Genomic DNA, 25,817 nt, shown 5'->3' with positions numbered 1-25,817 from the left:
TATGGAGCAAATAAAAAATGCATTGAAATCATTCACTGTCGTGTTTAGTGAGGCCATTTGGATCTATTATTTTATCATCCTATTTACAAGTGTGGAGCGGGACGACTTCGTCACTATGAATACATTATGGTGGGGAGTTGCTGGGATTGGAGGGTACATAATCAATGCCGTCCTTTCCAAGAGAAAACTAGTATTCATTATTGTTGGGAACCTTGTATTGGTCCTATTTGTCCTCTACAAAAACTGGAACATCTCAGTTCCTGAGGGAGCGCTGACTTTTGGAATAACTGTTACGGTAGCAGTTATTGCGATTTGGATGCGCAGTGCACATTTTTCTTCCGCAAAACCAAGTCGCCAAGACTTAATGAGATGCTTTGAAGGGAATATCGTCTTATATCTTTTGTTTGCTTTTGTCTATATGAAAAAAGAATGGGGAGCTGACACACTTCATCTTGTCTTTTTAACCGCGCTTTGTTTCAGTTTAATTGGAATGATTCTCTCACTGCAAAGTCATGCTGATTCTAGAGGGGAAGAGGTAACAGAAATTCGCAAAGTTGGGAAATCAAGTTCATTCACAGTTGTGCTGCTAGCAATTTTCGCATCCATTCCGCTGTTGTCTTTGAGTTTGTTATTTCCTGGTGTAAACAGAACGGTTACAGCTATCTTCTTCGGCGTTTGGAATGGTGTAAAATGGCTTGGATCGATTTTCACTCAATTTCTATTATGGTTCGCACATCTATTTCCTGACAGGCCGAATGGTGAAATAGAAGGAATACAATCTGGAGGAGGTGCAGGGGCTTCTAATGAAGGGGAAGAAATGGTCTTCACTTTCCCAATCATGTGGCTGCTTTTAGGAATAGCTGCTATCTTTGCCATTGTTGCGCTCATGGTGATTATAAAGGTATTAAAGAACAGACCCTCACTGGTTGGAGAAGCTAGGCCAAAGAAAGTCATCATTTCGAAAGAGCCGTGGTGGGATTATTTAATGAGAAAAATAACGGCTCTCCTGCTCAATCTAAGGATGAGCTGGCGCCAACGATTTCCCCATTTTTATCATGATTCTGTTTACTGGTACTTTTATCAACTGAAAAAATGGGGAAAGAAAAACGGGCTCACGCTTGGAAAATCAGAAACATCACAGGAATATATTCACAGAATAATAAGGGCGGTACCATTAGAAAAAGCAGAACAGCTCTACAATGGAGAAAAATACAGCATAGAAGAACTGCTGAAACTGCTCAATAAAGATTACCTTGCAGCCTATTACGGCGGGATGGCAAGTTCATCGCAGGAGAAATATATGATTTTAATAAAACTGCTGCAATCTGTGAAAAAATCCGGTTCATACAGTCCTAAATAATCCTAGTTATCTCTAAATTTACTATTGAAATATAGTAAATCATCTGATAATATGAACTCAATTGCATAAATGCCTAACAGATCGGTGAGGTAGAGGTGCGAATAATATCAGTAATCAATCGGAGTATGACATCGATGAGGATTGATGAAAGGATTATTTGCCGAAGCAGAGATAAGGGTCAAACTTATCGCTGTTGGTGTGTTTCCTGAATAAGGAACGCACTGTCATGCTTGGAAGTACGTGCATGGAGAACTATTGATCGAAATGGAGGATAACGTATATTGTACAGTCAGCAATGATAGGTTATTTTCTATCATTGCTTTTTGTGTTCAAAAAGCCGCTATTTTCTTCAACACTCTCCTCTTTTAAAGGAATCCACTTCCATCAAGCCATGACATCTCTCTTTTCCAATGCTAGCGATCTTAATACCTAAGGAGAGAATCATCTTGAGAAAAATCTACAAAAATGGAAACTTCTATACGTTTAATACACGACTATCTAATGTTCAAGCTGTCGTAGTTGAAAATGGACGCTTTATCGATATGGGACAGACGGAGGATATGCTCCTAACATGGGGAAGGTCTTCAGTTGAAGTGATCGACCTTGAAGGAAAAACGGTCACACCCGGCTTGGTAGATAGCCACCTTCATTTATCCATTATCGCTGATAGTTTCATCAATTTAGATTTAACAGGGGTAACATCTAAACAAGATATGCTTGAAAGAATCCAAGCCCGAACAAAGGAACTAGAGCCTGGACAATGGCTGCTGGGTAGCGGCTGGGATGAAAACCTTTTTACTGACGGTACAATTCCAACTATTTCTGAATTAAATTTTGTATCTCCCGGCAACCCATTACTACTATCAAGAATCTGCCTGCATGCAGCGGTTGTCAACAGCAAAGCGCTTGAGGTAAGCGGCTATCATGCTGATATAACTGTTCCAGAAGGAGGAGTCGTCGTCTTAGATGAAGCGACAAAACAGCCAACTGGCCTTTTGCTTGAATCTGCTATGACAATAGTAAAAAAGCATATCCCAGCTCATTCTTATGAAACTTGGAAGAATGCCATGCGCAAAACGATCCATTTTGCAATGGAAAAAGGATTAACAAGTGCACATAGCAATGATCCCCTGTATTTAGGCGGATTAGCACAGACATGGAGCATTTATGATGAACTTTTGAATGGTGAAAAATTAGGACTTCGCAGTAATTTACTAATTAACCATGAATTCATCAATGATCTGCGTGAAGCTGGTATGTACGCGGGGTATGGAAATGATACGCTGCAAATCGGTGCTGTGAAAATTTTTGCAGATGGAGCATTTGGAAGAAGAACAGCGCTATTATCACAACCATATAGTGATGATCCGGGAAATTATGGAGAAGCGATGTATGATCAGGAAACACTATTTGATATTGTTAGACGCTCGCGGGAATTGGATATGCCTATTGCTGTTCATACGATCGGCGATCAAGCTTTAGAAAATGTTCTTGATGTGTTAGATCAGTTTCCTGCTGCAGCATACCGAGATCGATTGATTCACACACAAGTGCTTCGTGAGGATTTAATTCATCGTCTGAAAAAGCCAAGCAGAATTGCTGATATCCAGCCGCGCTTTTTAGCAAGCGACTTTCCTTGGGTTCAAGAACGTCTTGGAGAAGATCGCATCAAGCTTTCCTATGCTTGGAAGTCATTAATGGATGCAGGTGTGATTTGTGCGGGCGGTTCAGATTCACCGGTAGAACCAGTTGATCCATTGCTTGGAATACATGCGGCTGTTACTCGTAAAAAACCGGGTCAAGACCTTGATGGATATTGTCCTGAACAAAAATTATCGATGACGGAAGCTTTTCGATTGTTTACTGAACTTGGTGCATACCCAACGAATGAGGAACATATCAAAGGTACCATCAGCCGAGGCAAATTAGCGGATATGACGGTTTACTCTGCAAATCCATTTGAAATGAAGGATGCTGATGAATTGTTGAATACGAACATTGAAATGACGATTATCGGAGGAGAAATCAAATATAGAAAGTACTAAAAAAGCAAAAACGAAAACAACTTAGGGGAGAGACTTCATGGAAAACATACTATCAAGTTTATCAGCGTTCCTTTGGGGATTGCCGTTAATCATCACAATGGTGTTTGTCGGATTGTATTTTACAGTGGGGAGTAAATTTTTCCAATTTCGACACTTGCCGCATATTTTAAAGCAAACATTCAGTAATATGTTTAAAAAGGAAAAAAGTGAGGATAAAGAAAAAGGGGTAATGTCCTCATTTGAAGCCGTTGCAACAGCAATTGGCGGCACCGTTGGGGTAGCCAATATCGGGGGTGTGGCAACCGCGATCGCAGTAGGCGGACCGGGTGCCGTATTTTGGATGTGGATGACAGCTTTGCTAGGCATGATCATTAAAACGGTCGAAGTTACGCTATCTGTCTACTACCGCAGCACCGATGAAAATGGTGATCCATATGGTGGGCCAACCTACTATATGGAAAGAGGACTTGGAGAGGAAAGAAATTTTAAATTTTGGATCTTTCCTGCCGTATTATTTGGCTTAGGAATTTTCTCAACCTTTTTTATTACGATGCAGAACTACACAATTTCAGAAGCGATCAGTTCTACATTTAATATTGGTATGATTCCTGCGTCGATTCTATTTTCAATTCTCGTTTATTTTGTTGTATGGGGCGGTATAAAGCATGTGGGTAAGCTAGCAGCCAAAATTGTCCCTGGGATGGTTTTATTTTATATTGTGACTGGGCTCTTTATTATTATTTCAAATATCTCTCAGCTTGGTCATGTCTTTACATTAATATTCGAAGGTGCTTTCTCAGGAACCGCTGCCGTTGGTGGTTTCGCGGGTGCGGCGATTGCGCAAGTGATCCGGATGGGGATGGCAAGATCTGTTTATAGTAATGAAGCTGGATGGGGAACTTCTGCCATGGTTCATTCAACAGCGAAGGTTGATCATCCAGTTAAACAAGGGATTTGGGGAGCTTTTGAAGTATTTATTGATACCCTTATTGTGGCAACGATTACGGCTTTTACGATTATTATTACAGATGCTTGGTCGACCGGCTTAACAGGTGCCGATTTAACACTAACAGCCTTCGAAAGTGGAATTGGTGAAATCGGAAGAATCATCATTGCGCTATCTATTCTATTATTCGGCTTAACGACCGTTACAGGATGGTATTCTTATTATGAAATCGTTCTGCGTCATCTTTTAAAAGGAAAAACTAAACTGAAAAATAGAATTCTAAAGACATTTATTTATTTTTATCCCATCCCTGGGTGTTTAATGGTCGTGTACGGGACAGTGTATGGCCTTCCAGGGCAAACAGTATGGTACTTTGCTGATATTTCATCCGCGATCCCGACCTTTATTAACGTAGTCGTGATTCTAATTTTAGGAAAGCAATTTTTTGCACTTCTAAAAGACTATAAAGCTCGCTATCTTGGAATTGGTGAAGTAGATCCGGATTTTGATCTATTTTATGAAGATAAGGTAGAGAAGAATAAGGATAAAAAGAATGTAATATAAAGAGAAAAGGAGCCGTCATGGCTCCTTTCTTATCTTCCAAAATAGTAATGAATTAGATTCCGATTGGGACCTCTTCCAAAGACATCAATCCGGTTCGGTCCCCAAGAAACCGAAGCTGGTGCAGATGTTAATGAATTGCCAAGGTCTTCCCAGTTTTCCCAGCGAGAGCCATTCCATGTTCTTTTGTAAAGGCGGTTATTGGTACCCCTTACAAAGACATCGAGTTGATTTGGCCGTCTAGATGAGACTGTCGGTGCGGAGGTCAATGTTCCGCCAAGGCTTTCCCAATCACTCCAACGCTGACCATTCCACCATTTATGAATGAGATCATTATTTTGCCCTCTAGCAAAGACATCAATGCGGTTTGGTCCCCAAGAGACAGCAGCAGGCTTTGAGTTTAAGTTACCGCCAAGATCAATCCAATCTCCCCAGCGTGACCCATTCCATGTTTTTTGATACAATCGATTATTATTTCCTCTTACAAAAACATCAAGATGATTGGAACGTCTAGAAGAAACAGCAGGGGCTGATGTCAATGTCCCGCCAAGGCTTTCCCAATTACTCCAGCGTTGACCATCCCACCAAATATGGTAAAGGGTGTTGTCTGTTCCTCTAACGAAGACATCTATTCGATTTGGTCCCCAAGAGACAGCAGCAGGTGCGGAGGTTAATGTCCCGCCAAGGTTTTCCCAGCCGCTCCAGTTTCGCCCATCCCACCATATATGGTACAGGGCGTCATTTGTTCCTCTTGCAAAAACATCAAGCCGATTTGGCTGCCAGGAAGAAACCGTTGGAGCTGATGTAAGGGTTCCGCCTAAGTTCTCCATATTTGACCAGCCTTGATCTGGCTGCGGCTGGTCATTTTTTAGTAGATTTAAGGTAATTTGAATTACTCTTGTTAAGACTCGATCTGCCACATTTTGAGGGACGTTAAACTGTCTAAAGAGAAGATTAAACCATGGAACTTGACGCTGGAACTGATCATAAATTTGATTGGCAGGCAGATTAGTATTTGCTTGATTGACAGTATAGTTAACGATAAAGAAAAAAACATATTCTACAACCTGTCTATTCATTCCCGCATTTTCTAGCTGCGAGTACAGGTTTTGATGTTGAGTTCTGATTGTCTGCAGGATTTCCTGCACACTTGGTTGTTGACGGTAAAACGTAGCGGGATAACCATAATAGTTCATTGGAACTTGTGGTTGAAAATAATAAGGATAGGGATTTCCATACATAGACATAGGTGTACCTCCATTTTTAATTTAGCATATGCATGGGTTATTTAAATGGGAAAAAGATGGGCTTTCATGTTAGCTCATACTAGAAAAGATTATTTAATAGAAAAGGGAAACAGACCTTTACATTTCAATCCATTAGTTATAGAATTTCTATATACATAATATTTCTAGGTAGGTGAAGAAATGTTTAATCGTGAGTTGGTTAAAGGAAGTACGTCGTTACTGTTGCTTCAGCTCCTTGAAGAACGGGATATGTATGGGTACGAGCTTGTGAAAGAACTCGAGAAACGCAGCGGGAACGAATTTTCTGTCAAGGAAGGTACTTTATATCCTGCACTCCATAAGCTTGAAAAACAAGAATATATTGAATGCTACTGGAAGGAACAGGAAAAGGGACCATCAAGGAAATACTATCGCATCACAGATGCTGGGAAAGAAATACTGCTCGAAAAAACCCATGAGTGGGACCATTTTGTTTCGGTTATGAACAGGTTGATGGGGAGAAAAAAACATGGAACGAGTGAAGAATGAATTTTTAACACAGTTAGATCTATTGCTGTGCAGCCATGAGGAGAAAGAGTCGATACTAGCTGAATATGAGGCGCATTTGAATGAATTGCTTATGAGTTTTAGCAGTCTTGACAATGAAAATAAAATACGCGAGCAAATTTATCAAAGATTTGGAACACCCGAAGAAATTGCTGCTATGTGGAAAGATGAGCTTTCCGTAACTCCTAGCAGAATGAAATGGCTGTTTATTGCTGTTAATATTCTATTTTTTGCAGGTGGAATAGCACTTACTGTGGCCCATAATCTGTTTGATTGGCAATGGGTCACAACTGTATGGACTCAGTTGACTTCTTTTCCGATTACAATTGCATTCATCTACATGTTTTTTTGGGCCTTGCTTGGCTATGAAATAGGAAGAGGTTTTGGACATAAAGGAAAGAAACTGATGAAAAGAACGTTCATAATGGCGCTTATTCCCAATTTGACGTTGATGGTGCTGACTGTTTTTCATATTGTTCCACATGAGTGGTTTAACCCGCTGCTCAAAGAAACATTTATTGTACTGTGCATTTTTCTCACCATTCTTTTATATCCAATTTGTCTTTTTAGCTATAATTGGGGGAAAAAAGCTTCTGTGTAAGCTTTTTTTTGGAGTATTACCTAGAATATCTATATACAAAGAATTACGATAGGGGGATTAGTTTATGGAGTTGAAGATTAATAAAACAGACTGGATTTTTTTGATATTATGTTTGCTCTTGGGCGTTATTGCAGAAGAAGCATTTTTCAGGGGGCAAATTGGAATCTCTTATTTAGTATTTTTAATGGTTTTTTATAGCTTGTTTTTCTGGAGGTTTCGCTCCTTCTCGTTCACGCATCAACGGGTAGGTTATTTAATTTTAATAAGTATTTGGCTATTGGCAGCTGGCTATTATTTAAATGACAGCAAGCTTTTTTATGTATTGAATATCATCGTCATCCCGGCACTAGTCATTTTACATCTTACTCTAATCACTTCACCAAGAACGATGATGTGGAATCACACTAATTTCATTTTTTATGCCTTACACCGCATTATTAAAGGATTTGTTTACAATGGGGTTTTTGGGAAGTACATCGGGAGCATGCTAAAACGAGGTAAGGAAGAAAATCATTTTGATGTGTGGAAAAATATTCTTATTGGCATTATTATTTCAGTACCATTCTTGTTTATTGTTCTCAATCTGTTGATTTCAGCAGATGCTCAATTTGAAAGACTCATGGGCAATCTCCCAGAAATGTTCAGCTTTAAGGGCGAATACATCATTCGCGGTGTAATTGTTATTATGTTTACCTTGGCATTTTTCGGATACCTGTCGGCTTTTTTGAAAATTCAAATTGTACAAAAGGAAGTCTTAATTAAACCGATCGGAGTAAATGGAGTCATCGCGTTAACAGTTCTCGTGCTTTTAAATTTGGTGTACTTGTTATTTATTGCGGTTCAATTTAAATACTTTTTCAGCGGTACGCTTGATGTTGGCTACACATATGCGGAATATGCAAGACGCGGTTTTTTCGAATTGTTGTTCGTGACATTAATTAATCTTACTGTCACAACGTTTGTTATACAGTTTACCAAAAGTGTGCAGGGGCTGCTAAAGAAAATAATAAGTTTGGCTCTTTCATTGCTGGTGTTATCGAGCGGAGTTTTGCTTATATCAGCATTCATGCGGTTAACGATGTATGAAGAAGCATATGGTTTTACTTTTACACGAGTTCTTGCTCATTCCTTTATGATCTTCTTGATGGTCATCTTTACGTATACGCTTGTTAAAATTTGGCTTGATAATTTGAGCTTGTTTCATTTCTATTTCGTTGCTGCGCTGATTTATTACACTGGTATCAATGTTGTGAACCTTGATCAGATTGTTGTGGATCGAAATATTGAACGGTATGAGGAAACGGGTAAAATCGATATCTCCTATTTAAATTGGATGTCAGCAACTGGAATCCTTGGATTAATAGACCTTTATGAACAAAACCCAGAAGTTCCAGGATTGAAAGAAGAGCTAATGGAGCGAAAAGCAGAGAGGGAGTACTTAAAAAGCGATGTTGTACAGTCGCATAATCTTGAAAGAGATCGAGCATATGAGAGGCTGGGGAAATTGAATTTTGAAGATTGAAACTATGGGTGGTTAGCAATCATTAAGACTCGTATGAAGGAATATACCGAGATGGAGTCCGAATATCAAGCGGATATAGACAGGAACGAAAAGATCTGCAGTTACTTAGTCTGATTAATGAACGGATTGCGACAGGACTGGAAGGGATTAATACGATGGAGTCCGAATATCAAGCGGATATAGACAGGAACGAAAAGATCTGCAGTTACTTAGTCTGAATAATGAGCGAATTGCGACAGGGTTAAAAGGAATCAATAGGGTAGAGTCCGAATTTCAAACTGATTCAGACTGGTCTGAAGGAAGCGCCAATTACTTAGTCCGAATAATAAGCCGATTCCGACAAGGTTAAAAGGTATTAACAGGATAGAGTCCGAATACCAAGCGAATTCAGACTTAATCGATAAGGTCTGTTGTTAATTAGTCCGAATAAGAACGGATTCAGCCTTGTTAGAAGAAAATAAAATAATTGAGTCCCAATAAAGAATTCAATAAGTCTATATCCCTTAACAGTAGACCAGGCACTCTAACAAGTAATCTCATTAAGATGCCTGGTCAATTAACCAACTCTATTTCTTAGGAATTTCACATCCGTCATCGTCACATGCTGCGCCAGTTTGTTCGTTCATTACTTGGATTTCATCTTCTGCGATGATCTTTTTCAATGCTTGAACAAATACTTCTGTCGGCTGCGCACCGGTGATGGCATACTTTTTATTAATCAAAAAGAACGGTACACTGCGAATGCCGTATTGGACAGCAGCTTGTTCATCAGCACGAACTTCTTCTGACATCTCATTGCTTGCGAGCATCGCTGCTACTTCTTCACGATCAAGTCCAACATCAGCAGCTAACTCAACTAATGTTTCGTGGTCTCCAATATGCTTCGAATCGGTAAAATAAGCACGAAGAAGGCGTTCCGTCATCTCCGTCATTAAGCCTTTTGTTTTGGCGAACATCGTCAAACGATGTGCGTCAAAGGTGTTGGTCAAAATAACCGTATCTAAGTTGTAATCTAATCCAACTTCACGCGCCATTTGAACAACATTTTGTGAATTGGCTTTCGCCTGTTCAAGGCTCATTCCATATTTTCGCGCTAACATTTCGTACATGTTTTCCTTGATATCTTTTTCCATCGACGGATCAAGCTCAAAGCAGCGATACGTTACTTCAACAGGATGATCTATTTTCTGAAGTGCGTCCTCCAGACGCCTCTTGCCGATATAGCAAAATGGTCAAGCAAAGTCAGTCCACATTTCAATATGCATTCTTCATACCCCCATAAAAGTTATTCAACCATAGTATATCTGAAGGAGGATTGTTTAACCAATAATTGAACTTACTACATATTGTTATGGTGAAAAGTGCAAGGTATGCGTTATACTAAGTTGAAATGTGAATACTATATCTATCTTAGGTAATGGAGTGAAGATCTTTAATGGCTAAAAGTAAAGGCGGAGGAACAGGCAGAGGGACTGGCAAGAAAGGCTGGAACCGCTGGCAGGCAGCTGCAAACAAAGCAAAAAGTGCAAAACCTTATAAAAGCAAGGGTACGAAAAAAACGGAAAATCAAGAATAATACAGAAATGTATACCTCCCCAAGCAATGGGGAGGTATTTTACAATGAACCGATCACTCCACAATTTCCTTTACTCTCCCGACAATTCCATTATCGAGCATCACCTTAATCCCATGTGGATGGGTAGCCGAATTCGTTAGTAACTTGGCTACAACTCCTTCTGTTAACTTACCAGAACGCTGGTCTTGTTTTTGTACAACCCTTACTTTAACTCCTGGCTTGATATTCTCTCTTCTAGTACCAGACATATAAAAAATCACCTCCATGATTAGTACTTTCTTATTTAAATAATCCAGCAGTTCCCGCGATTATACAAGTGATATGTCTTATGTAAAAAACCTAATTTAAAACTTAGCACCTTATCTAATAGTTTCCAAAAGATAAAGTGAAAATATAACGAAAACATTGTCGTGAATATTCAGAAATTTTATTGACATGAATTAGATAGAATATTAAATTTAAATAATAGAAGGATGAAATTCCAGGAAACACAAGGAGAAGTGTACATTAAGTGATAGGAGAGATCTATTTGGAAACAACTATTTTTAAGCATTATGATACTGTTCGGGCAATAACGGAGCAATCCATCAGCAGGATTCGTGAGGATATTGTGGATCTTGTGCCGGAAGGATTTAATAATAGCATACGCTGGAATTTTGGTCATATCGCTTTTATCCAAGAAAGACTCGTGTTTGCAGCTTTAGGGGAAAAGATGAGTCTGCCGGAAGAATATGAGCAGTTTTTTGCTGCTGGAACGAAGCCGGCTGATTGGAAGGGTACACCGCCTTCTCTTGATGATATCTCCTCACAGCTTTCACAGCAAAAAGTTAGAATCAAGGAGTACCTTCAAGGGCGCCTGGATCAGGAACTGCCTGAACCTTTTACAAATAAAGCAGGTATTTCTTTCTATACTGTTGGCGAATCGTTTTTATTTAGTTTTTACCATGAAGCATTGCATATGGAGAACATTAAAAAGATCTACCGCTTTATTAAGAAATAAAGCTTGCCCTATCTCTACGGAAAGAGGTAGGGCTTTCCTTGTTCTAAAAAAGAGGCAGCTGATCCAAATTATTCTCTTTTACGCCATCCGGCTCACTGCGGATAATGTCACGCCCGTATTTATGGAACACGTTTACATGAGCTAATTTTCCAGCTTTTGCTTCATTTAATGCGGTTACGTAATCCAATTCTCTGCCTGTTTCTGTTTTAAAGGCGATGAGATCACCATCATCATTTTTACGAACAGCAACAATCATTTCTTTATTTGACTGAGCTTCTTCTGTTTCCATAATGGCTTGTTCTTCTGATTGTTGTACATAGTCGTTATAAATTGAATTAAAATTCTTGTCATTCAATTTCGTCACCTCCGGCATAGACTTAGTTTATACTTTCATGAGCTTTCTATGTAATTAGGGAGTAGAAGTCGTTATAGCTAAAACAGAATTAGTATTCTGAAGGAGAAGTCTCTCTAAAATGAATGAACCCCCTCGGCTTGAGGGGGAAAAGGTTGTTTATTAATGTACACTTGTACCACGTTCATAATGATTCATATTCGTTAATTCGATTATATAATCATAATTTGTAATGGATTTTTGAATATCTTCTTTTTCCTCTAAAGATAAGTTCGGATTTTGTAATTTACCTACTAACTGGAGTTTTAATCCCTCTAATCTTTCAATCACTTCTTGGTATTCCATGATTTTAGCACCCCTTTAATAATCGAGAATTTTAACAACAGGTTTTACAATAAAATTCAAAAAGGAGAATGAAAACGTTTTCTTTATATTTTTATTATACACAACAAATAAATGAATTTAGATTGTCCTAAATGAATTTTCTGTGAAAACTGCTCTGCTCACCATTGTAATCACTTTGAATAGACTGTTAAAAAGTTTAGAGGATGAAAGGTATGTACAATCAATTACCAGTTCAAATAAATACGGTAAAGATCAGCGGTGGGAAAGACAAAAATGTTTTTTATCCAAGAGTTGTCATGCATCAAAATCAGCACTTGGAAAGGACTCTGAATACCGCGATCGTAAATCAGACACAACAGCTTATTAATAAACAAATTGGCAATATGCCGACAACCGTTATGGAAATGCTGGGGCTATATGAAATTAAAAATAATCAGCGGCAGGTTCTGAGTTTGTCACTCTCGAATTATACTTATCATGAACATGCTGCACATGGCATGACTTATATCAAGTCATTAACGTTTGACCTTCAGCAGGAGAGGCTCTGTGAACTCAAAGATTTATTTAAAGCAGATAGTGACTATATTCAAAGACTTTCTGCTATCATTAGTCAGCAAATCAAACAGCGTGACATTCCGCTGATTAACGATTTTACCAAAATCCAACCCAATCAAGATTTTTATGTAGCTGATAAAGCGCTTGTCATCTATTTTCAACTGTATGAGCTAACTCCATATGTTTTTGGTTTTCCAATGTTCCCGATCTCTCTGTATGAAATACAAAATATTGTTGATGAAAATGGGCCACTCGGAAGATTGTCAATGAATAATTAAAAGAGAAGATGAACGGCGATCTTTAAAGGTCTGGTTACAAAAAATTTTGTATGCCAGGCTTTTTTCTTGTGAAAATGTAATCGGTGAAAAAGACTCCAAAGGGAGTGTAGAATAATAGATATAAATTATTGATATAATTTTAAGAATTGTTTGACAAGTCAAAAAAAAGAATGTAAAGTACTAATATAGATTTTAATAGCACAGGAAGACATGGATAGAAAGAATCAGATTAAATCTCTAACAAGAACTTGTAAGCGCTTTATAAAGTTGTTTTTTAGCTGACAACACGTAGTATTTGTCCAATCCTCACTTGAATCTAGTACAGAGATTAACAAACTTATACTAATATCAGTAACAGTCTTAGCAAGCCAAGTTATCTAGGATTCTCTAAAACCAAAATTAATGTTATAGAAATAGTAGTTAAGTTATTTGAATATTCAAATAGTTAACATGTTATCATTATTATTTAATAAAAAGCATAAATGGTGGTGGTAACTTTTATTCTCGTATTTAAAGGGGGTGATAGCTTTAGGAAAGGGTAAGAAATCAAATCTATAAGGAAAATATAGATGGTAGTGTAAAAAGTTCTATGAAAACTTAACACTAACCCTTTGATTCCTTCCAGTTTTTATGTGGTAAGGCCACGCAATCGCTCTTGACAAACACGCCAATGGTTTAACAAAAGGCTATCAAGGGCGAAGAGGACAAAAAGAAGGCATACCAAATAAGCCCTTGGTTGTTTCCATTTTAAACCATTGGCAAGTTCGGTTTGTCAAGAGTTCGCTCCGCCGATTGCTGAATAGCTTAAGGGCTCTGCTAAACAAAAAGTTAGGCTACCTGTTGCTCGATAATCCATTGTTGGGCTAACTCTATAAGCTTTGTCCAACGTGCTGGCATGGTGGGAAGCCCTTGTAATTGAGGGTTTACCACAGGCACTTTTCCTTCTAAGGATGCATGAGGCCGTAGAAAATTAAAATAGGCCACAAACAAAGTGACAAAGGATACAGATCCTTTTTCCGAACCAAATCCATGAGTCGAGCGATAGTTGCCTTTAAATGTTCGATTGAGCCTCTCTATAATCTGTTTTAAAGGTCTGTATTCCGTTGAGACTGGGTCTTCATTTGTAAGCCCAATCACTTGCTTCACATCAAAAGAAATATCATGCTGAGCGAAAAAGTGTTGTGCTAAAAGATAGATTGGGTTTCCATCCACTACAAAAGTAAGGTCTTTTGGAATCTCTTTCATCTTTACTAACACTTCATCTATCGCACGAATGGCTGACGCTGTATCTCGATTGGCAGACACCGGGTAAGATAGGATGATCTTTTTCACTGCGTCAAAAAAGAAAAACAAATAATGCCAGCGTCCATTCACTCGAATATAAGTTTCATCACCACAAAATTGATCTGAAAGATCATACGGATAGTGATCGACGTAAGGCTTAAGCAAGAGCGCAACACTATTTTCGTAGTTCAATATCGTCTGATGAGAAATCATAACTCCGTGAACATCCTGCATAATCGCGGCTGTTTTACGGGCCGAAAGGCCATAGTTTACATGATAGGTCAATATAAGTCCTAAGGTATGTGGGGATGCATAAATCCTAGATAAATCCACTCTCGGCAACTCTGGTGAATCTTTGGATAAAGGTTGAAATTCAATATGAAACTGACGAAAAATGTATCTCAGTTTAAATGCCTGAGGGTCCTTTCTAAACCTTTTCTTCTCTTTTGAAGACATTGCGTTTATTTTCTTTTGATAGTAAGAACAATCATTGTTTTTACATTTGTACACATCAAAGTCTTTACGTTCCTTGATTTTTTCTAGAGTCTTCGAACAATGAGGGCACTTCAAAATGGCCTCTTTGGAATAACGGCTTTTATCATTGAAAAGACAGGAACAGACTTTGCATAGATACTGTCCTTTATCTCCATTATTGGCATAAAGGTAATCTGATGGAGCACCACACTTTGGACAGTTCATAGATTTAGGGACTGAAATTTTTGCATTCTTACGCCTTTGAACAGGTTTAAGGGGTTTCCCGTTTTTCTCTAAGTATTCAGTAAGGAGAAGTTGATAATCGAGATTTTCTAGTAGTTCTATGATCGGTAGATCATCTACCTGAAGTTTACGATAGGGTTTATTCACCGGCTGTTCTGTTGGCTTATCAAACATACTTTTACCAATTAATAAGGTAAGTAATGTTCGAATCATTTGTTCTTGATAGTTTATAAAAGTTAATAAATAGGTTATAATTTGAGGGTACAAATTGTCACTTCCATTCTAGGTTGTTGGGTGTGTGGTAACCTCAATTATCCTTAGAATTCAGGGGGTGGCAATTTTTTTGCTTATAAAGCCCTCTATCAAGGTATTTAATAGCCTATTTCTTATAAAAGTTTTGACAATACGAATGGGAAGGTAGTGTAAAAAGTTCTATGAAAACTTAACACTAACCCTTTGATTCCTTCCAGTTTTTATGTGGTAAGGCCACGCAATCGCTCTTGACAAACACGCCAATGGTTTAACAAAAGGCTATCAAGGGCGAAGAGGACAAAAAGAAGGCATACCAAATAAGCCCTTGGTTGTTTCCATTTTAAACCATTGGCAAGTTCGGTTTGTCAAGAGTTCGCTCCGCCGATTGCTGAATAGCTTAAGGGCTCTGCTAAACAAAAAGTTAGGCTACCTGTTGCTCGATAATCCATTGTTGGGCTAACTCTATAAGCTTTGTCCAACGTGCTGGCATGGTGGGAAGCCCTTGTAATTGAGGGTTTACCACAGGCACTTTTCCTTCTAAGGATGCATGAGGCCGTAGAAAATTAAAATAGGCCACAAACAAAGTGACAAAGGATACAGATCCTTTTTCCGAACCAAATCCATGAGTCGAGCGATAGTTGCCTTTAAATGTTCGATTGAGCCTCTCTATAATCTGTTTTAAAGGTCTGTATTCCGTTGAGACTGGGTCTTCATTTGTAAGCCCAATCACTTGCTTCACATCAAAAGAAATATCATGCTGAGCGAAAAAGTGTTGTGCTAAAAGATAGATTGGGTTTCCATCCACTACAAAAGTAAGGTCTTTTGGAATCTCTTTCATCTTTACTAACACTTCATCTATCGCACGAATGGCTGACGCTGTATCTCGATTGGCAGACACCGGGTAAGATAGGATGATCTTTTTCACTGCGTCAAAAAAGAAAAACAAATAATGCCAGCGTCCATTCACTCGAATATAAGTTTCATCACCACAAAATTGATCTGAAAGATCATACGGATAGTGATCGACGTAAGGCTTAAGCAAGAGCGCAACACTATTTTCGTAGTTCAATATCGTCTGATGAGAAATCATAACTCCGTGAACATCCTGCATAATCGCGGCTGTTTTACGGGCCGAAAGGCCATAGTTTACATGATAGGTCAATATAAGTCCTAAGGTATGTGGGGATGCATAAATCCTAGATAAATCCACTCTCGGCAACTCTGGTGAATCTTTGGATAAAGGTTGAAATTCAATATGAAACTGACGAAAAATGTATCTCAGTTTAAATGCCTGAGGGTCCTTTCTAAACCTTTTCTTCTCTTTTGAAGACATTGCGTTTATTTTCTTTTGATAGTAAGAACAATCATTGTTTTTACATTTGTACACATCAAAGTCTTTACGTTCCTTGATTTTTTCTAGAGTCTTCGAACAATGAGGGCACTTCAAAATGGCCTCTTTGGAATAACGGCTTTTATCATTGAAAAGACAGGAACAGACTTTGCATAGATACTGTCCTTTATCTCCATTATTGGCATAAAGGTAATCTGATGGAGCACCACACTTTGGACAGTTCATAGATTTAGGGACTGAAATTTTTGCATTCTTACGCCTTTGAACAGGTTTAAGGGGTTTCCCGTTTTTCTCTAAGTATTCAGTAAGGAGAAGTTGATAATCGAGATTTTCTAGTAGTTCTATGATCGGTAGATCATCTACCTGAAGTTTACGATAGGGTTTATTCACCGGCTGTTCTGTTGGCTTATCAAACATACTTTTACCAATTAATAAGGTAAGTAATGTTCGAATCATTTGTTCTTGATAGTTTATAAAAGTTAATAAATAGGTTATAATTTGAGGGTACAAATTGTCACTTCCATTCTAGGTTGTTGGGTGTGTGGTAACCTCAATTATCCTTAGAATTCAGGGGGTGGCAATTTTTTTGCTTATAAAGCCCTCTATCAAGGTATTTAATAGCCTATTTCTTATAAAAGTTTTGACAATACGATATAGATACAGGGGGTAAATTTATGAAACTTAAAAAAATGATGGTGTACACATTCCTAACTGCTATGCTTACATTAGTTGGCTGCAGTTCTAGTTCATCAAGCAACACCCAGGAAGACTCTCCAAAAGAAGAGGAAGAAAATGTTGAAACCGTTACTCTAAAAGTTGGTACATACTTTGCCAACACATCGCAAATGTACACACTTGTAACAGACCCATGGATGAAAAGGGTGACTGAGCTTACGGAAGGAAAGGTTCAGTTTGAGGCTTACCCAGGTGAGCAGTTAGGAAAAGCCCACGACATGCTCAATTTGACAAGAGATGGAGTAATGGATATTGGAGTGTTTCCAACAAGTTACTTTCCAGATAATATGCCAATTTCAAGCGCATTATCAGGACTTCCGAATTTAAGTGAAACTTCACAGCAAGGAACTTTAGCATATCGCGATTTGCTTGCTGAAAGTGAAGAAATATTAGAGATTGATTACTTAAAAAATGGTGTAAGGCCACTTTTCACTCATGTTTCCCCTACGTACGAAGTATGGACAACAGGGAAAGAAATTCGCCTGCCAGAGGATTTAAAAGGGCAAAAGGTTAGAACTCCAGGTGGAGTTGCAAATGATGTCTATGAATATATGGGGGTCACCCCTGTTGCAGTATCACATACAGAGACATATGAAGCTCTTGATAAAGGTGTTATTGATGCAGTCAGCTACTATAGTATTGCAGTTGACAGTTCAGGTACAGATGAAATTCTTCGATACGCGATCTTCCCACATATCGGAACCGCTATCCATGCTTTATCCATTAATGAGAAGGTTTGGTCCAGTCTTTCTGAAGACGTACAAAAGGCAATGATTCAAGCAAGTAACGAATTAATGGACTCTGTTGGAGTCTTGTATGATGAAGATACAATCAGGATTAATACTGAATTCGAAGAAAGCGGCGGAACGATTGCAGAGTTAACGGAGGAAGAGCTTGGTCAATGGAGAAGTTTACTAGACAAATTTAATGAAGAGTGGTTAGAGAAAAACGGATCAGGTGATATCCCATATGAACAAGTGTTAAATACGTATAAGGAAAAGCTCGAGCAATATAAGGAATAGGAAAACTTGATGAAGACACCCCTATGTTCTTAGTTATTAGGAAGGTAATAATTAAAAGTTTCCGAATTTTGAGATTAGTTTAATATCTGCAAAGTTTTCATGACTATATTTATCGGAGGTCTATTTATGAAACAACGTTTTTTATATCTGCTTTCTATTATCAGCATACTTACTTTATTTATCGCGGGCTGCAGCTCCAGCTCAAATCAAAGTTCAGGCTCTTCTGGCAGCACTGGAGATCAAAATGATAACAGTGAGGAAGAAGTTGAAAAAATCAAGCTCAAATTTGCTTCTTATTTCGCAGGTACATCACCAATATACACAGCAGTAACAGAGCCTTTTATGAAAAGGGTAACTGAATTAACGGATGGAAAAGTTGAGTTTGAATACTATCCATCTGAGCAGCTTGGGAAAGCTGGAGATTTGCTTCAATTGACAAGTGATGGTGTGGCAGATTTGGCAATTTTTCCGACAAATTATACACCAGACCTAATGCCAATCACTAATATGCTTTCAGGTTTACCGGGTCTAAGTACAAATGCAGACCAGGGTACAAAAGCTTACAATCAATTAATTAAGCAAAATACGCAAATTATAGAATTGGAATATAAGAAAAATGGGATTAAGCCATTACTAATGCACGTATCTCCAAACTATGAAATATGGACAAAAGATTTAGAATTGCGTGTTCCTGCTGATTTAGAGGGGAAGAAAATTAGAACTCCGGGCGGGGTGGCGAATGAGCTATACGAATATATGGGTGCGATACCTGTTGCTATCCCATTCCCTGAGATATACGAAGGCCTAGATAAAGGGGTTATTGAAGCTATTGCACTATACGGATTAGGCCTTAAAAATGGCGGTATCGACGAAATCACCAATTATGTAGTAATGCCGCATATTGCAACTGCAATTCAAGGGATTATGATTAACCAAAAAGTTTGGGATGGTCTCCCTGAAGATGTTCAAAAAGCTATGATTCAAGCATCCGATGAAATTATTGAAACTGCTGGAGCAGTCTATGCCGAAGAAACAATAAAATTTGATGAGGATTTTGTTGCAAACGGTGGTACTATTGCTGAGTTAACACAAGAAGAGATGGCCCAGTGGAACAAAGTATCCGAAGAATTCGTAGAAAAATGGTTAACAGACCATGCGGATGAAGGGTATCCATATCAAGAAATTTTAGCGGAGTATAAGGAACTTCTAAAAGAATTTGAATAATATCATATAAGTGTTGAGCCTTTCGAAAGCATTGATTAGAACGCTTTCGAAAGCTTTTTTTTGTTATTTTACCACTTCATATGACCAACTATTCATACCACCAGCCATGTTATAAATAGAAGTAAAGCCATTTTTTCCTAAAATCTCACTAGCTTGAGCTGAAAAATATTTTTTGACATGACATCGTCAATCTATTCAAGTTAATTGTTAAAAATAATCCGTTTTTTATGGACAAAAAGTGAATATTGATCATACAACTTGTGTCATCTGAAAAGATTTTTGGTCTAGCTATTTAAATTCAGTAAAAAGTATCTCTTCTAAGTTTATATTCAAAAAATTTGGTAGCAGCTTGTGGGCATGCTTTTATTTGAACAGGTGAAAAATAATAGCGTTGGTCACATTTTTAAAGCGATCACACTATTTAAGACTCCGCGCATTTGTTTGCAAATATATGTCAAAATTAACAGGGGGATGGGTATGGATGTAACGGTCAATAGAGTCTTGGATGCAAAAGGGCTTGCATGCCCGATGCCAATTGTTAAAACAAAAAAAGAAATGACCAACCTTGATCCTGGTAAAGTAATGGAAATACAGGCTACTGATAAAGGTTCAACAGCTGATATAAAAGCATGGGCAGACAGTACGGGTAACCAATATTTAGGTACAGTTGAGGATGGGGATACATTAAAGCATTACCTTCGCAAAGCAACTGCTGAAGAAGAGAAACCGGAAAAAAGTCACCCTCATGTAGTCAACCTTGAGGATTTGCAAAAAGAAATAGAAGGAAATGAAAAAATTACGATATTAGATGTCCGTGAACCTGCGGAGTATGCCTTCGGTCATATTCCCGGTGCGGTTAATATCCCACTAGGTGAACTTGAAAAGCGGTTTGAGGAATTAAATAAAGACGATCATCTTCATATTATTTGCCGTACTGGCTCAAGAAGCGACCTAGCAGCACAGAATCTAACTGAAAAAGGCTTTCAAAATATCAAAAATGTTGTTCCGGGGATGAAGGAATGGACAGGATCTGTCGATAAAAGTCATTAACTTGGAGGAGGAGTTTATATGAAAGTGGCAATTATTGCAGCAAATGGCGGAATGTTTGATGCTTATAAGGTTTTTAACATTGCAACAGCCGCAGCAGCTACTGATGCAGAAGTAGGGATCTTTTTTACTTTTGAAGGTTTAAATCTCATTCATAAAGAAGCTCATAAAAATCTTCCGATGCCTGCAGGAGCAGAGCATTTTCAAGAGGGGTTTCAAAAGGCAAATGTACCACCTGTTCATGAATTGGTTTCAATGGCGAATGAAATGGGTGTAAAAATGATTGCCTGCCAAATGACGATGGATGTGATGAACCTTGAAAAGGAACATTTCATTGAAGGTATTGATGTTGGCGGGGCAGTGACATTTTTAACCTTTGCAAAGGATGCAGATGTCACCCTAACATTCTAAAAGCCAATTCTAGGAAAAAAGGAGTGAAGGATGAATGACGGTTGCAGCTGGTGTAAAGACAATAAGCGTTAAAGATCTGACCAGTAAAATCTTAAATCATGAGAAACTTTTTATCCTAGATGTTCGCAATACGGATCAATTTGATGACTGGAAGATAGAAGGAAAAAATGTTGAAATAATAAATGAACCTTATTTTGAATTATTGGAAGGCGTCGATTCTATAAAAGATAAACTTCCAAAGGATCAAGATATACTAGTCGTTTGTGCAAAAGGTGGTTCTTCAGAATTTGTCGGAGAACAAATCCTCGAGGCTGGTTTTACAAACGTCTATTCCATAGAAGGCGGCATGAAGGCATGGAGTGAGCATTTAGAACCAATTAAAATCGGCACACTAAAAAACGGCGGTTCGATTTATCAGTTCGTACGAATTGGGAAAGGATGTTTGTCGTATTTGGTTGAATCAAATGGACAAGGAGCCATGATTGATACGAACAGAATGCTCGAGCCTTACGAAAGTTTTATTAAAGAACATAACCTTAAACTTACCCATGTTCTTGATACGCATTTACATGCAGACCATATTTCAGGGGGCAGGCAATTAGCTGAAAAACATGGGGCGAAGTATTTTTTACCGCCAAAAGATGCTGATGAAGTAAAGTATGAGTATAATCAAATAACAGATGGCGATGTATACGATGTTGGGGATACAACGATTAGGGCTGTATACTCACCAGGGCATACGATCGGGAGTACCTCTTTTGTCATTGATGATCAATATTTGTTAACAGGTGACATACTATTTATTGATTCCATCGGTCGCCCAGACTTAGCCGGGAAGGCAGGAGATTGGGTAAATGACCTTAGAGAAACACTTTACAAAAGATACAAACAGCTTGCAGATGATCTTTTAGTTTTGCCCGCCCATTTTATGACCTCAATTGAAATGAATAATGATGGCAGCGTTTCAGAAAAATTAGGTACTTTATATAAGCAAAATCATGGATTAAATATTGAAAATGAAGAGGAGTTTAGAAGGACGGTAACAGAGAATCTACCTCCGCAGCCTAATTCCTATCAGGAAATTCGGGAAACAAACATGGGTAAAATCATACCAGAAGAAGAAAAGCAGAGAGAGATGGAAACAGGTCCAAACCGCTGTGCTGTGAGATAATCTCCTTGAACAGGAAGCATATTTATATATGTTTTCTGTTTTTTTATTTTTACTGTTGACATTATACCTATAAGGGTATATTATAAGTTTTGTAAGTGATTCATATCACAACTAATCAAAAAAAATCGCAAGTGTTTATGCGTTGACACATTCTTTTGTTTCGTTTAACATTATACCCACGGTGGTAATGTAAGGCTTTGAAAATTTTTTAAAGTTTTATATACCCATAAGGGTAAAATAGGAGGAGTTACTTTATGGAAACATTAAAAACAGATTTTGTTTTAGATGCAAAGGGTCTTGCTTGCCCAATGCCAATCGTGAAAACTAAAAAAGCAATGAACGACCTTGAAGCAGGACAAGTGGTAGAGGTTCAAGCAACAGATAAAGGATCCAAAGCTGACATTAAAGCTTGGGCTGAAAGCACTGGTCATCAATATTTAGGGACGATCGAAGAAGGAGAAGTTCTTAAACATTACTTAAGAAAGTCATCTAATGATGAAGCCAAAACAGAGACAAAGCACCCAGTTGTAGCAACTAATGAAGAACTTGAGAAAAAACTGCAAGGTAATGAATCCATCGTTGTATTGGATGTTCGAGAAGAAGCTGAATACGCTTTTAACCACATCCCAAACGCGATTTGTATCCCTTTAGGACAATTGGAAGATCGATTTACTGAATTAGATCAAGAAGCAGAAATCTTTGTTGTCTGCCGGACAGGGAGCCGCAGTGACTTTGCAGCACAAAAGCTGGCTCAAAATGGCTTTAAAAAAGTGACAAATGTCATACCAGGTATGAGTGGCTGGACTGGCAGTACAACTACAATAAACAACTAAAAATTACGAAAAAATAGGAGGAAATATTATGAGTAAAAAAGTAGCAATTATCGCAAGTAATGGTGGTTTATTTGATGCATATAAGGTGTTCAATATTGCAACAGCCGCAGCAGCAACGGATCAAGAAGTGGCAATTTTCTTTACATTTGAAGGGTTGAATTTAATTCACAAAGAAGCTAATAAGCAGCTGCCAATGCCAGAAGGAAAAGAGCATTTCGCAGAAGGATTTGCGAAGGCAAATGTACCAGCTATTCCAGAAATGGTCGCAATGGCTGGGGAACTTGGAGTTAAGATGATTGGCTGCCAAATGACGATGGATGTAATGGGGCTAGAAAAAGAGGTATTTGTTGATGGAATTGAAGTTGGTGGAGCGGTTACATTCCTGGAATTTGCTAATGATGCTGACGTAACATTAACATTCTAAAAAATTTTACATTATTATATACCCTGGGAGGTAAAAAGAATGGCGGTTAATAAAATGACTTCTAAAGAAGTCACTCAAAAGGTATTTAACAAAGAAAAATTATTTGTCTTCGATGTTCGTAATGAAAGTGATTTTCAGGATTGGAAAATTGAAGGAGATAACTTCCAATATATGAATATCCCTTATTTTGAATTACTTGATGGTGTTGAAGAAATTTTGGATAAAATACCAACTAAAATGGAAGTTTTAGTTGTATGCGCAAAAGAAGGTTCTTCAATTATGGTGGCAGAAATGCTTTCTTACGCAGGCCTTGATGTAGCTTATCTTGAAGGTGGCATGAAAGCATGGAGCGAGCATCTTGAACCAGTTAAGGTTGGAGATTTAAAAGATGGCGGAGAGCTTTATCAATTTGTTCGAATCGGTAAAGGCTGCCTATCATACATGGTACTATCAAACGGTGAAGCTGCTCTTATTGATTCAACTCGTATGACGGATGTTTATCTTGATTTTGCAGCAGAGAAAAATGTGAAAATTACTCATGTATTTGATACACATCTACATGCTGACCATATTTCGGGCGGCCGTACGATCGCAGAAAAAACAGGTGCAACTTACTGGTTACCGCCAAAAGATGCTACAGAAGTAACATTTGAATATCAGGCATTAGAGGGTGGTAATGATGTGAAGATTGGGGATACGAGCATTAATATTCATTCATTATACTCTCCAGGCCACACCATTGGTTCTACATCTTTTGTGGTAGATGAAAAGTTTCTTCTTTCAGGTGATATTCTTTTCATTGATTCGATCGGGAGACCAGACCTTGCAGGACTTGCAGAGGATTGGGTTGGTGATTTAAGAGAGACACTTTATAACCGTTATCGCGAATTATCAGATGAACTAGTTGTGCTTCCAGCTCACTTCATGATCATTGATGAGCTAAATGAAGATGGCAGTGTATCAGAAAAGCTAGGTATTTTATTTGCGAAGAACCATGGCTTAAACATTGAGGACGAGAGTGAATTTAGAAAAATGGTGACGGAAAATCTTCCGCCGCAGCCAAATGCATACCAAGAAATCCGTGAGACAAATATGGGGAAAATCAACCCTGACCAAGAACAGCAACGTGAAATGGAAATTGGACCAAACCGTTGTGCAGTTAGATAAGTAATCTTAATTAAATCTTAATAAATGGAGGCTATTATAATGGAAGCAACTAAAGTATTAGACGCAAAGGGCTTAGCATGTCCAATGCCGATCGTTAGAACAAAGAAGGCAATTGGTGAGCTTGAATCAGGTCAAGTGTTAGAAATTCATGCAACAGATAAAGGAGCAAAAAATGACCTGACAGCATGGGCAAAATCAGGCGGCCATGAGCTAGTCAAACACGAAGAAGATGGAGACGTATTAAAATTTTGGATTAAGAAAGGCTAAATTAAATACTATAGTCTGTAGGATGTAATATTAGATAAGCAAATTTTATAGGGGAACCGGTTTGGTTCCCTTTTTTAAGGGGGGGAAGCACAGTTATGGAATTCGGTTTTATACTTGCAATTTTTTTAATAGGATTTATAGGTTCTTTTATCTCTGGAATGCTAGGAATCGGCGGTTCAATTATTAAATATCCCATGCTGCTTTATATTCCTCCAATGGTAGGGTTTGCAGCCTTTACTGCCCACGAGGTGTCAGGGATTAGTGCCGTACAGGTGTTCTTTGCAACCATTGGTGGTGTTTGGGCTTATCGTAAAGGCGGATATTTAAACAAATCGTTAATCGCTTATATGGGGGTGAGCATCCTAATTGGTAGCTTTATCGGAGGATATGGCTCTAAGCTAATGTCTGAGGGTGGTATCAACCTGATTTATGGAATTTTAGCGTTAATCGCAGCGGTAATGATGTTCATTCCTAAAAAGGGCATAGACGATATTCCTTTGGATCAAGTAAAATTCAATAAATGGATTGCAGCATCACTTTCACTTATCGTTGGTATTGGAGCAGGGATCGTTGGTGCGGCCGGTGCATTCTTGCTAGTACCAATAATGTTAGTAGTTTTAAAAATACCAACAAGAATGACGATTGCATCATCACTAGCTATTACTTTAATTTCATCGATTGGGGCAACTGCCGGAAAAATTTCTACAGGTCAAGTTGAATGGGGTCCTGCTGCGGTCATGGTAGTTGCGAGTCTTATTGCCTCTCCACTTGGGGCTATGGCAGGTAAAAAGGTAAATACAAAAGTGCTGCAAGTTATTTTAGCTGTTCTTATTCTCGGTACAGCTATTAACATTTGGATGGATATTTTATAATAAGCAAATGATCAAACAGAGATTGATTTCCCAGTAGAACAGGTATAATAACCATAATGCTACTGAAAGAGGGGCTACTCTAGATCTGTTTCGCTTCTTTTTGAAA

Annotated in this window: 26 protein-coding genes and 1 riboswitch; of the genes, 19 read left to right on the top strand and 7 right to left on the bottom strand. The window is 38.2% G+C overall.

Going from position 1 to position 25,817, the window contains the following annotated elements:
- Position 1: 1 nt before the first annotated feature.
- The 3 genes from CZ487_RS15035 to CZ487_RS15025 all read left to right on the top strand — a co-directional run bounded on the left by CZ487_RS15035 (position 2) and on the right by CZ487_RS15025 (position 4,915).
- Positions 2-1,360, top strand: a complete 1,359-nt coding sequence (locus CZ487_RS15035; protein ID WP_077213106.1) for a hypothetical protein — start codon at positions 2-4, stop codon at positions 1,358-1,360.
- Between the two features lie 82 nt (positions 1,361-1,442).
- Positions 1,443-1,623, top strand: a riboswitch (Lysine riboswitch).
- A gap of 180 nt (positions 1,624-1,803) precedes the next feature.
- A complete protein-coding gene (locus CZ487_RS15030) occupies positions 1,804-3,405 on the top strand; it encodes an amidohydrolase (protein WP_202617884.1) in 1,602 nt (533 codons plus the stop codon).
- Positions 3,406-3,442: 37 nt separating this feature from the next.
- A complete protein-coding gene (locus CZ487_RS15025; RefSeq protein WP_077213104.1) occupies positions 3,443-4,915 on the top strand; it encodes an alanine/glycine:cation symporter family protein in 1,473 nt (490 codons plus the stop codon).
- A 29-nt stretch (positions 4,916-4,944) separates the two neighbouring features.
- Here the strand turns inward: CZ487_RS15025 and CZ487_RS15020 are convergent, their stop codons facing one another.
- Positions 4,945-6,159, bottom strand: coding sequence for a PLL family lectin (locus CZ487_RS15020; RefSeq protein WP_237562897.1), 1,215 nt, complete (start codon positions 6,157-6,159; stop codon positions 4,945-4,947).
- A 180-nt stretch (positions 6,160-6,339) separates the two neighbouring features.
- On the opposite strand from CZ487_RS15020, the gene CZ487_RS15015 reads away from it, so the two are divergent.
- From CZ487_RS15015 to CZ487_RS15005, 3 genes are all read left to right on the top strand, one after another.
- A complete protein-coding gene (locus CZ487_RS15015) occupies positions 6,340-6,687 on the top strand; it encodes a PadR family transcriptional regulator (protein ID WP_077213103.1) in 348 nt (115 codons plus the stop codon).
- A complete protein-coding gene (locus tag CZ487_RS15010; protein WP_077213102.1) occupies positions 6,668-7,306 on the top strand; it encodes an HAAS signaling domain-containing protein in 639 nt (212 codons plus the stop codon). The genes CZ487_RS15015 and CZ487_RS15010 overlap by 20 nt, the downstream gene beginning before the upstream one ends.
- Before the next feature lie 64 nt (positions 7,307-7,370).
- The gene (locus tag CZ487_RS15005) at positions 7,371-8,828 is read left to right on the top strand and encodes a DUF4153 domain-containing protein (protein WP_077213101.1); all 1,458 of its coding nucleotides are present in this window, start codon (positions 7,371-7,373) and stop codon (positions 8,826-8,828) included.
- 566 nt (positions 8,829-9,394) lie between these two features.
- Here the strand turns inward: CZ487_RS15005 and CZ487_RS15000 are convergent.
- On the bottom strand, positions 9,395-10,048 hold the full coding sequence (locus tag CZ487_RS15000; protein ID WP_337189776.1) for a DsbA family oxidoreductase: 654 nt from the start codon (positions 10,046-10,048) through the stop codon (positions 9,395-9,397).
- A gap of 215 nt (positions 10,049-10,263) precedes the next feature.
- Between CZ487_RS15000 and CZ487_RS14995 the strand changes: the two genes are divergently transcribed.
- Complete coding sequence (locus tag CZ487_RS14995; protein WP_077213100.1) at positions 10,264-10,404, top strand: DUF3934 family protein; 141 nt, start codon at positions 10,264-10,266, stop codon at positions 10,402-10,404.
- A gap of 53 nt (positions 10,405-10,457) precedes the next feature.
- Here CZ487_RS14995 and CZ487_RS14990 read toward each other — a convergent pair whose 3' ends face one another.
- Complete coding sequence (locus tag CZ487_RS14990; RefSeq protein WP_077213099.1) at positions 10,458-10,652, bottom strand: YwbE family protein; 195 nt, start codon at positions 10,650-10,652, stop codon at positions 10,458-10,460.
- A gap of 281 nt (positions 10,653-10,933) precedes the next feature.
- Here CZ487_RS14990 and CZ487_RS14985 point away from each other — a divergent pair, with 281 nt between their 5' ends.
- Positions 10,934-11,404, top strand: a complete 471-nt coding sequence (locus tag CZ487_RS14985; RefSeq protein ID WP_077213098.1) for a DinB family protein — start codon at positions 10,934-10,936, stop codon at positions 11,402-11,404.
- 43 nt (positions 11,405-11,447) lie between these two features.
- Here the strand turns inward: CZ487_RS14985 and CZ487_RS14980 are convergent, their stop codons facing one another.
- Together CZ487_RS14980 and CZ487_RS14975 are read right to left on the bottom strand one after the other, a co-directional pair.
- The gene (locus CZ487_RS14980) at positions 11,448-11,777 is read right to left on the bottom strand and encodes a DUF3892 domain-containing protein (protein WP_419865721.1); all 330 of its coding nucleotides are present in this window, start codon (positions 11,775-11,777) and stop codon (positions 11,448-11,450) included.
- A 141-nt stretch (positions 11,778-11,918) separates the two neighbouring features.
- Positions 11,919-12,101, bottom strand: coding sequence for a DUF3896 family protein (locus CZ487_RS14975; protein ID WP_077213096.1), 183 nt, complete (start codon positions 12,099-12,101; stop codon positions 11,919-11,921).
- Positions 12,102-12,313: 212 nt separating this feature from the next.
- On the opposite strand from CZ487_RS14975, the gene CZ487_RS14970 reads away from it, so the two are divergent.
- A complete protein-coding gene (locus tag CZ487_RS14970; protein ID WP_084783287.1) occupies positions 12,314-12,934 on the top strand; it encodes a DUF3298 and DUF4163 domain-containing protein in 621 nt (206 codons plus the stop codon).
- 828 nt (positions 12,935-13,762) lie between these two features.
- On the opposite strand, the gene CZ487_RS14965 is transcribed toward CZ487_RS14970, so the two are convergent.
- Together CZ487_RS14965 and CZ487_RS14960 are read right to left on the bottom strand one after the other, a co-directional pair.
- Positions 13,763-15,202: a DDE-type integrase/transposase/recombinase gene (locus CZ487_RS14965; protein ID WP_077211710.1), complete on the bottom strand. Its 1,440-nt coding sequence runs from the start codon at positions 15,200-15,202 to the stop codon at positions 13,763-13,765.
- A gap of 406 nt (positions 15,203-15,608) precedes the next feature.
- A complete protein-coding gene (locus CZ487_RS14960) occupies positions 15,609-17,048 on the bottom strand; it encodes a DDE-type integrase/transposase/recombinase (protein ID WP_077211710.1) in 1,440 nt (479 codons plus the stop codon).
- A 164-nt stretch (positions 17,049-17,212) separates the two neighbouring features.
- Here CZ487_RS14960 and CZ487_RS14955 point away from each other — a divergent pair, with 164 nt between their 5' ends.
- The 10 genes from CZ487_RS14955 to CZ487_RS14910 all read left to right on the top strand — a co-directional run bounded on the left by CZ487_RS14955 (position 17,213) and on the right by CZ487_RS14910 (position 25,711).
- A complete protein-coding gene (locus CZ487_RS14955) occupies positions 17,213-18,295 on the top strand; it encodes a TRAP transporter substrate-binding protein (protein ID WP_077213095.1) in 1,083 nt (360 codons plus the stop codon).
- 126 nt (positions 18,296-18,421) lie between these two features.
- Entirely contained in the window at positions 18,422-19,519 is a 1,098-nt protein-coding gene (gene dctP, locus CZ487_RS14950) for a TRAP transporter substrate-binding protein DctP (protein WP_077213094.1), read from the top strand.
- Between the two features lie 477 nt (positions 19,520-19,996).
- Complete coding sequence (locus CZ487_RS14945; protein WP_077213093.1) at positions 19,997-20,569, top strand: sulfurtransferase TusA family protein; 573 nt, start codon at positions 19,997-19,999, stop codon at positions 20,567-20,569.
- A gap of 18 nt (positions 20,570-20,587) precedes the next feature.
- Positions 20,588-20,977, top strand: coding sequence for a DsrE/DsrF/DrsH-like family protein (locus tag CZ487_RS14940; RefSeq protein ID WP_077213092.1), 390 nt, complete (start codon positions 20,588-20,590; stop codon positions 20,975-20,977).
- 34 nt (positions 20,978-21,011) lie between these two features.
- Entirely contained in the window at positions 21,012-22,148 is a 1,137-nt protein-coding gene (locus CZ487_RS14935; protein ID WP_077213091.1) for an MBL fold metallo-hydrolase, read from the top strand.
- 254 nt (positions 22,149-22,402) lie between these two features.
- The gene (locus CZ487_RS14930) at positions 22,403-22,981 is read left to right on the top strand and encodes a sulfurtransferase TusA family protein (RefSeq protein ID WP_077213090.1); all 579 of its coding nucleotides are present in this window, start codon (positions 22,403-22,405) and stop codon (positions 22,979-22,981) included.
- A gap of 28 nt (positions 22,982-23,009) precedes the next feature.
- Positions 23,010-23,405 carry a DsrE/DsrF/DrsH-like family protein gene (locus CZ487_RS14925; protein ID WP_077213089.1) on the top strand — a complete coding sequence of 132 codons (396 nt, stop codon included), beginning with the start codon at positions 23,010-23,012 and terminating at the stop codon, positions 23,403-23,405.
- Positions 23,406-23,444: 39 nt separating this feature from the next.
- Positions 23,445-24,572: an MBL fold metallo-hydrolase gene (locus CZ487_RS14920; protein WP_077213088.1), complete on the top strand. Its 1,128-nt coding sequence runs from the start codon at positions 23,445-23,447 to the stop codon at positions 24,570-24,572.
- A gap of 39 nt (positions 24,573-24,611) precedes the next feature.
- On the top strand, positions 24,612-24,839 hold the full coding sequence (locus CZ487_RS14915; protein ID WP_077213087.1) for a sulfurtransferase TusA family protein: 228 nt from the start codon (positions 24,612-24,614) through the stop codon (positions 24,837-24,839).
- Between the two features lie 95 nt (positions 24,840-24,934).
- Positions 24,935-25,711 carry a sulfite exporter TauE/SafE family protein gene (locus tag CZ487_RS14910; protein ID WP_077213086.1) on the top strand — a complete coding sequence of 259 codons (777 nt, stop codon included), beginning with the start codon at positions 24,935-24,937 and terminating at the stop codon, positions 25,709-25,711.
- Positions 25,712-25,817: the final 106 nt, after the last annotated feature.

Origin of the sequence: Robertmurraya dakarensis (genome assembly GCF_900156875.1) — a bacterium.
GTDB classification, from domain to species: domain Bacteria; phylum Bacillota; class Bacilli; order Bacillales; family Cytobacillaceae; genus Robertmurraya; species Robertmurraya dakarensis.
The sequence above is the reverse complement of the archived record's forward strand: the minus strand, read 5'-3'. Positions and strand labels throughout refer to the sequence as shown.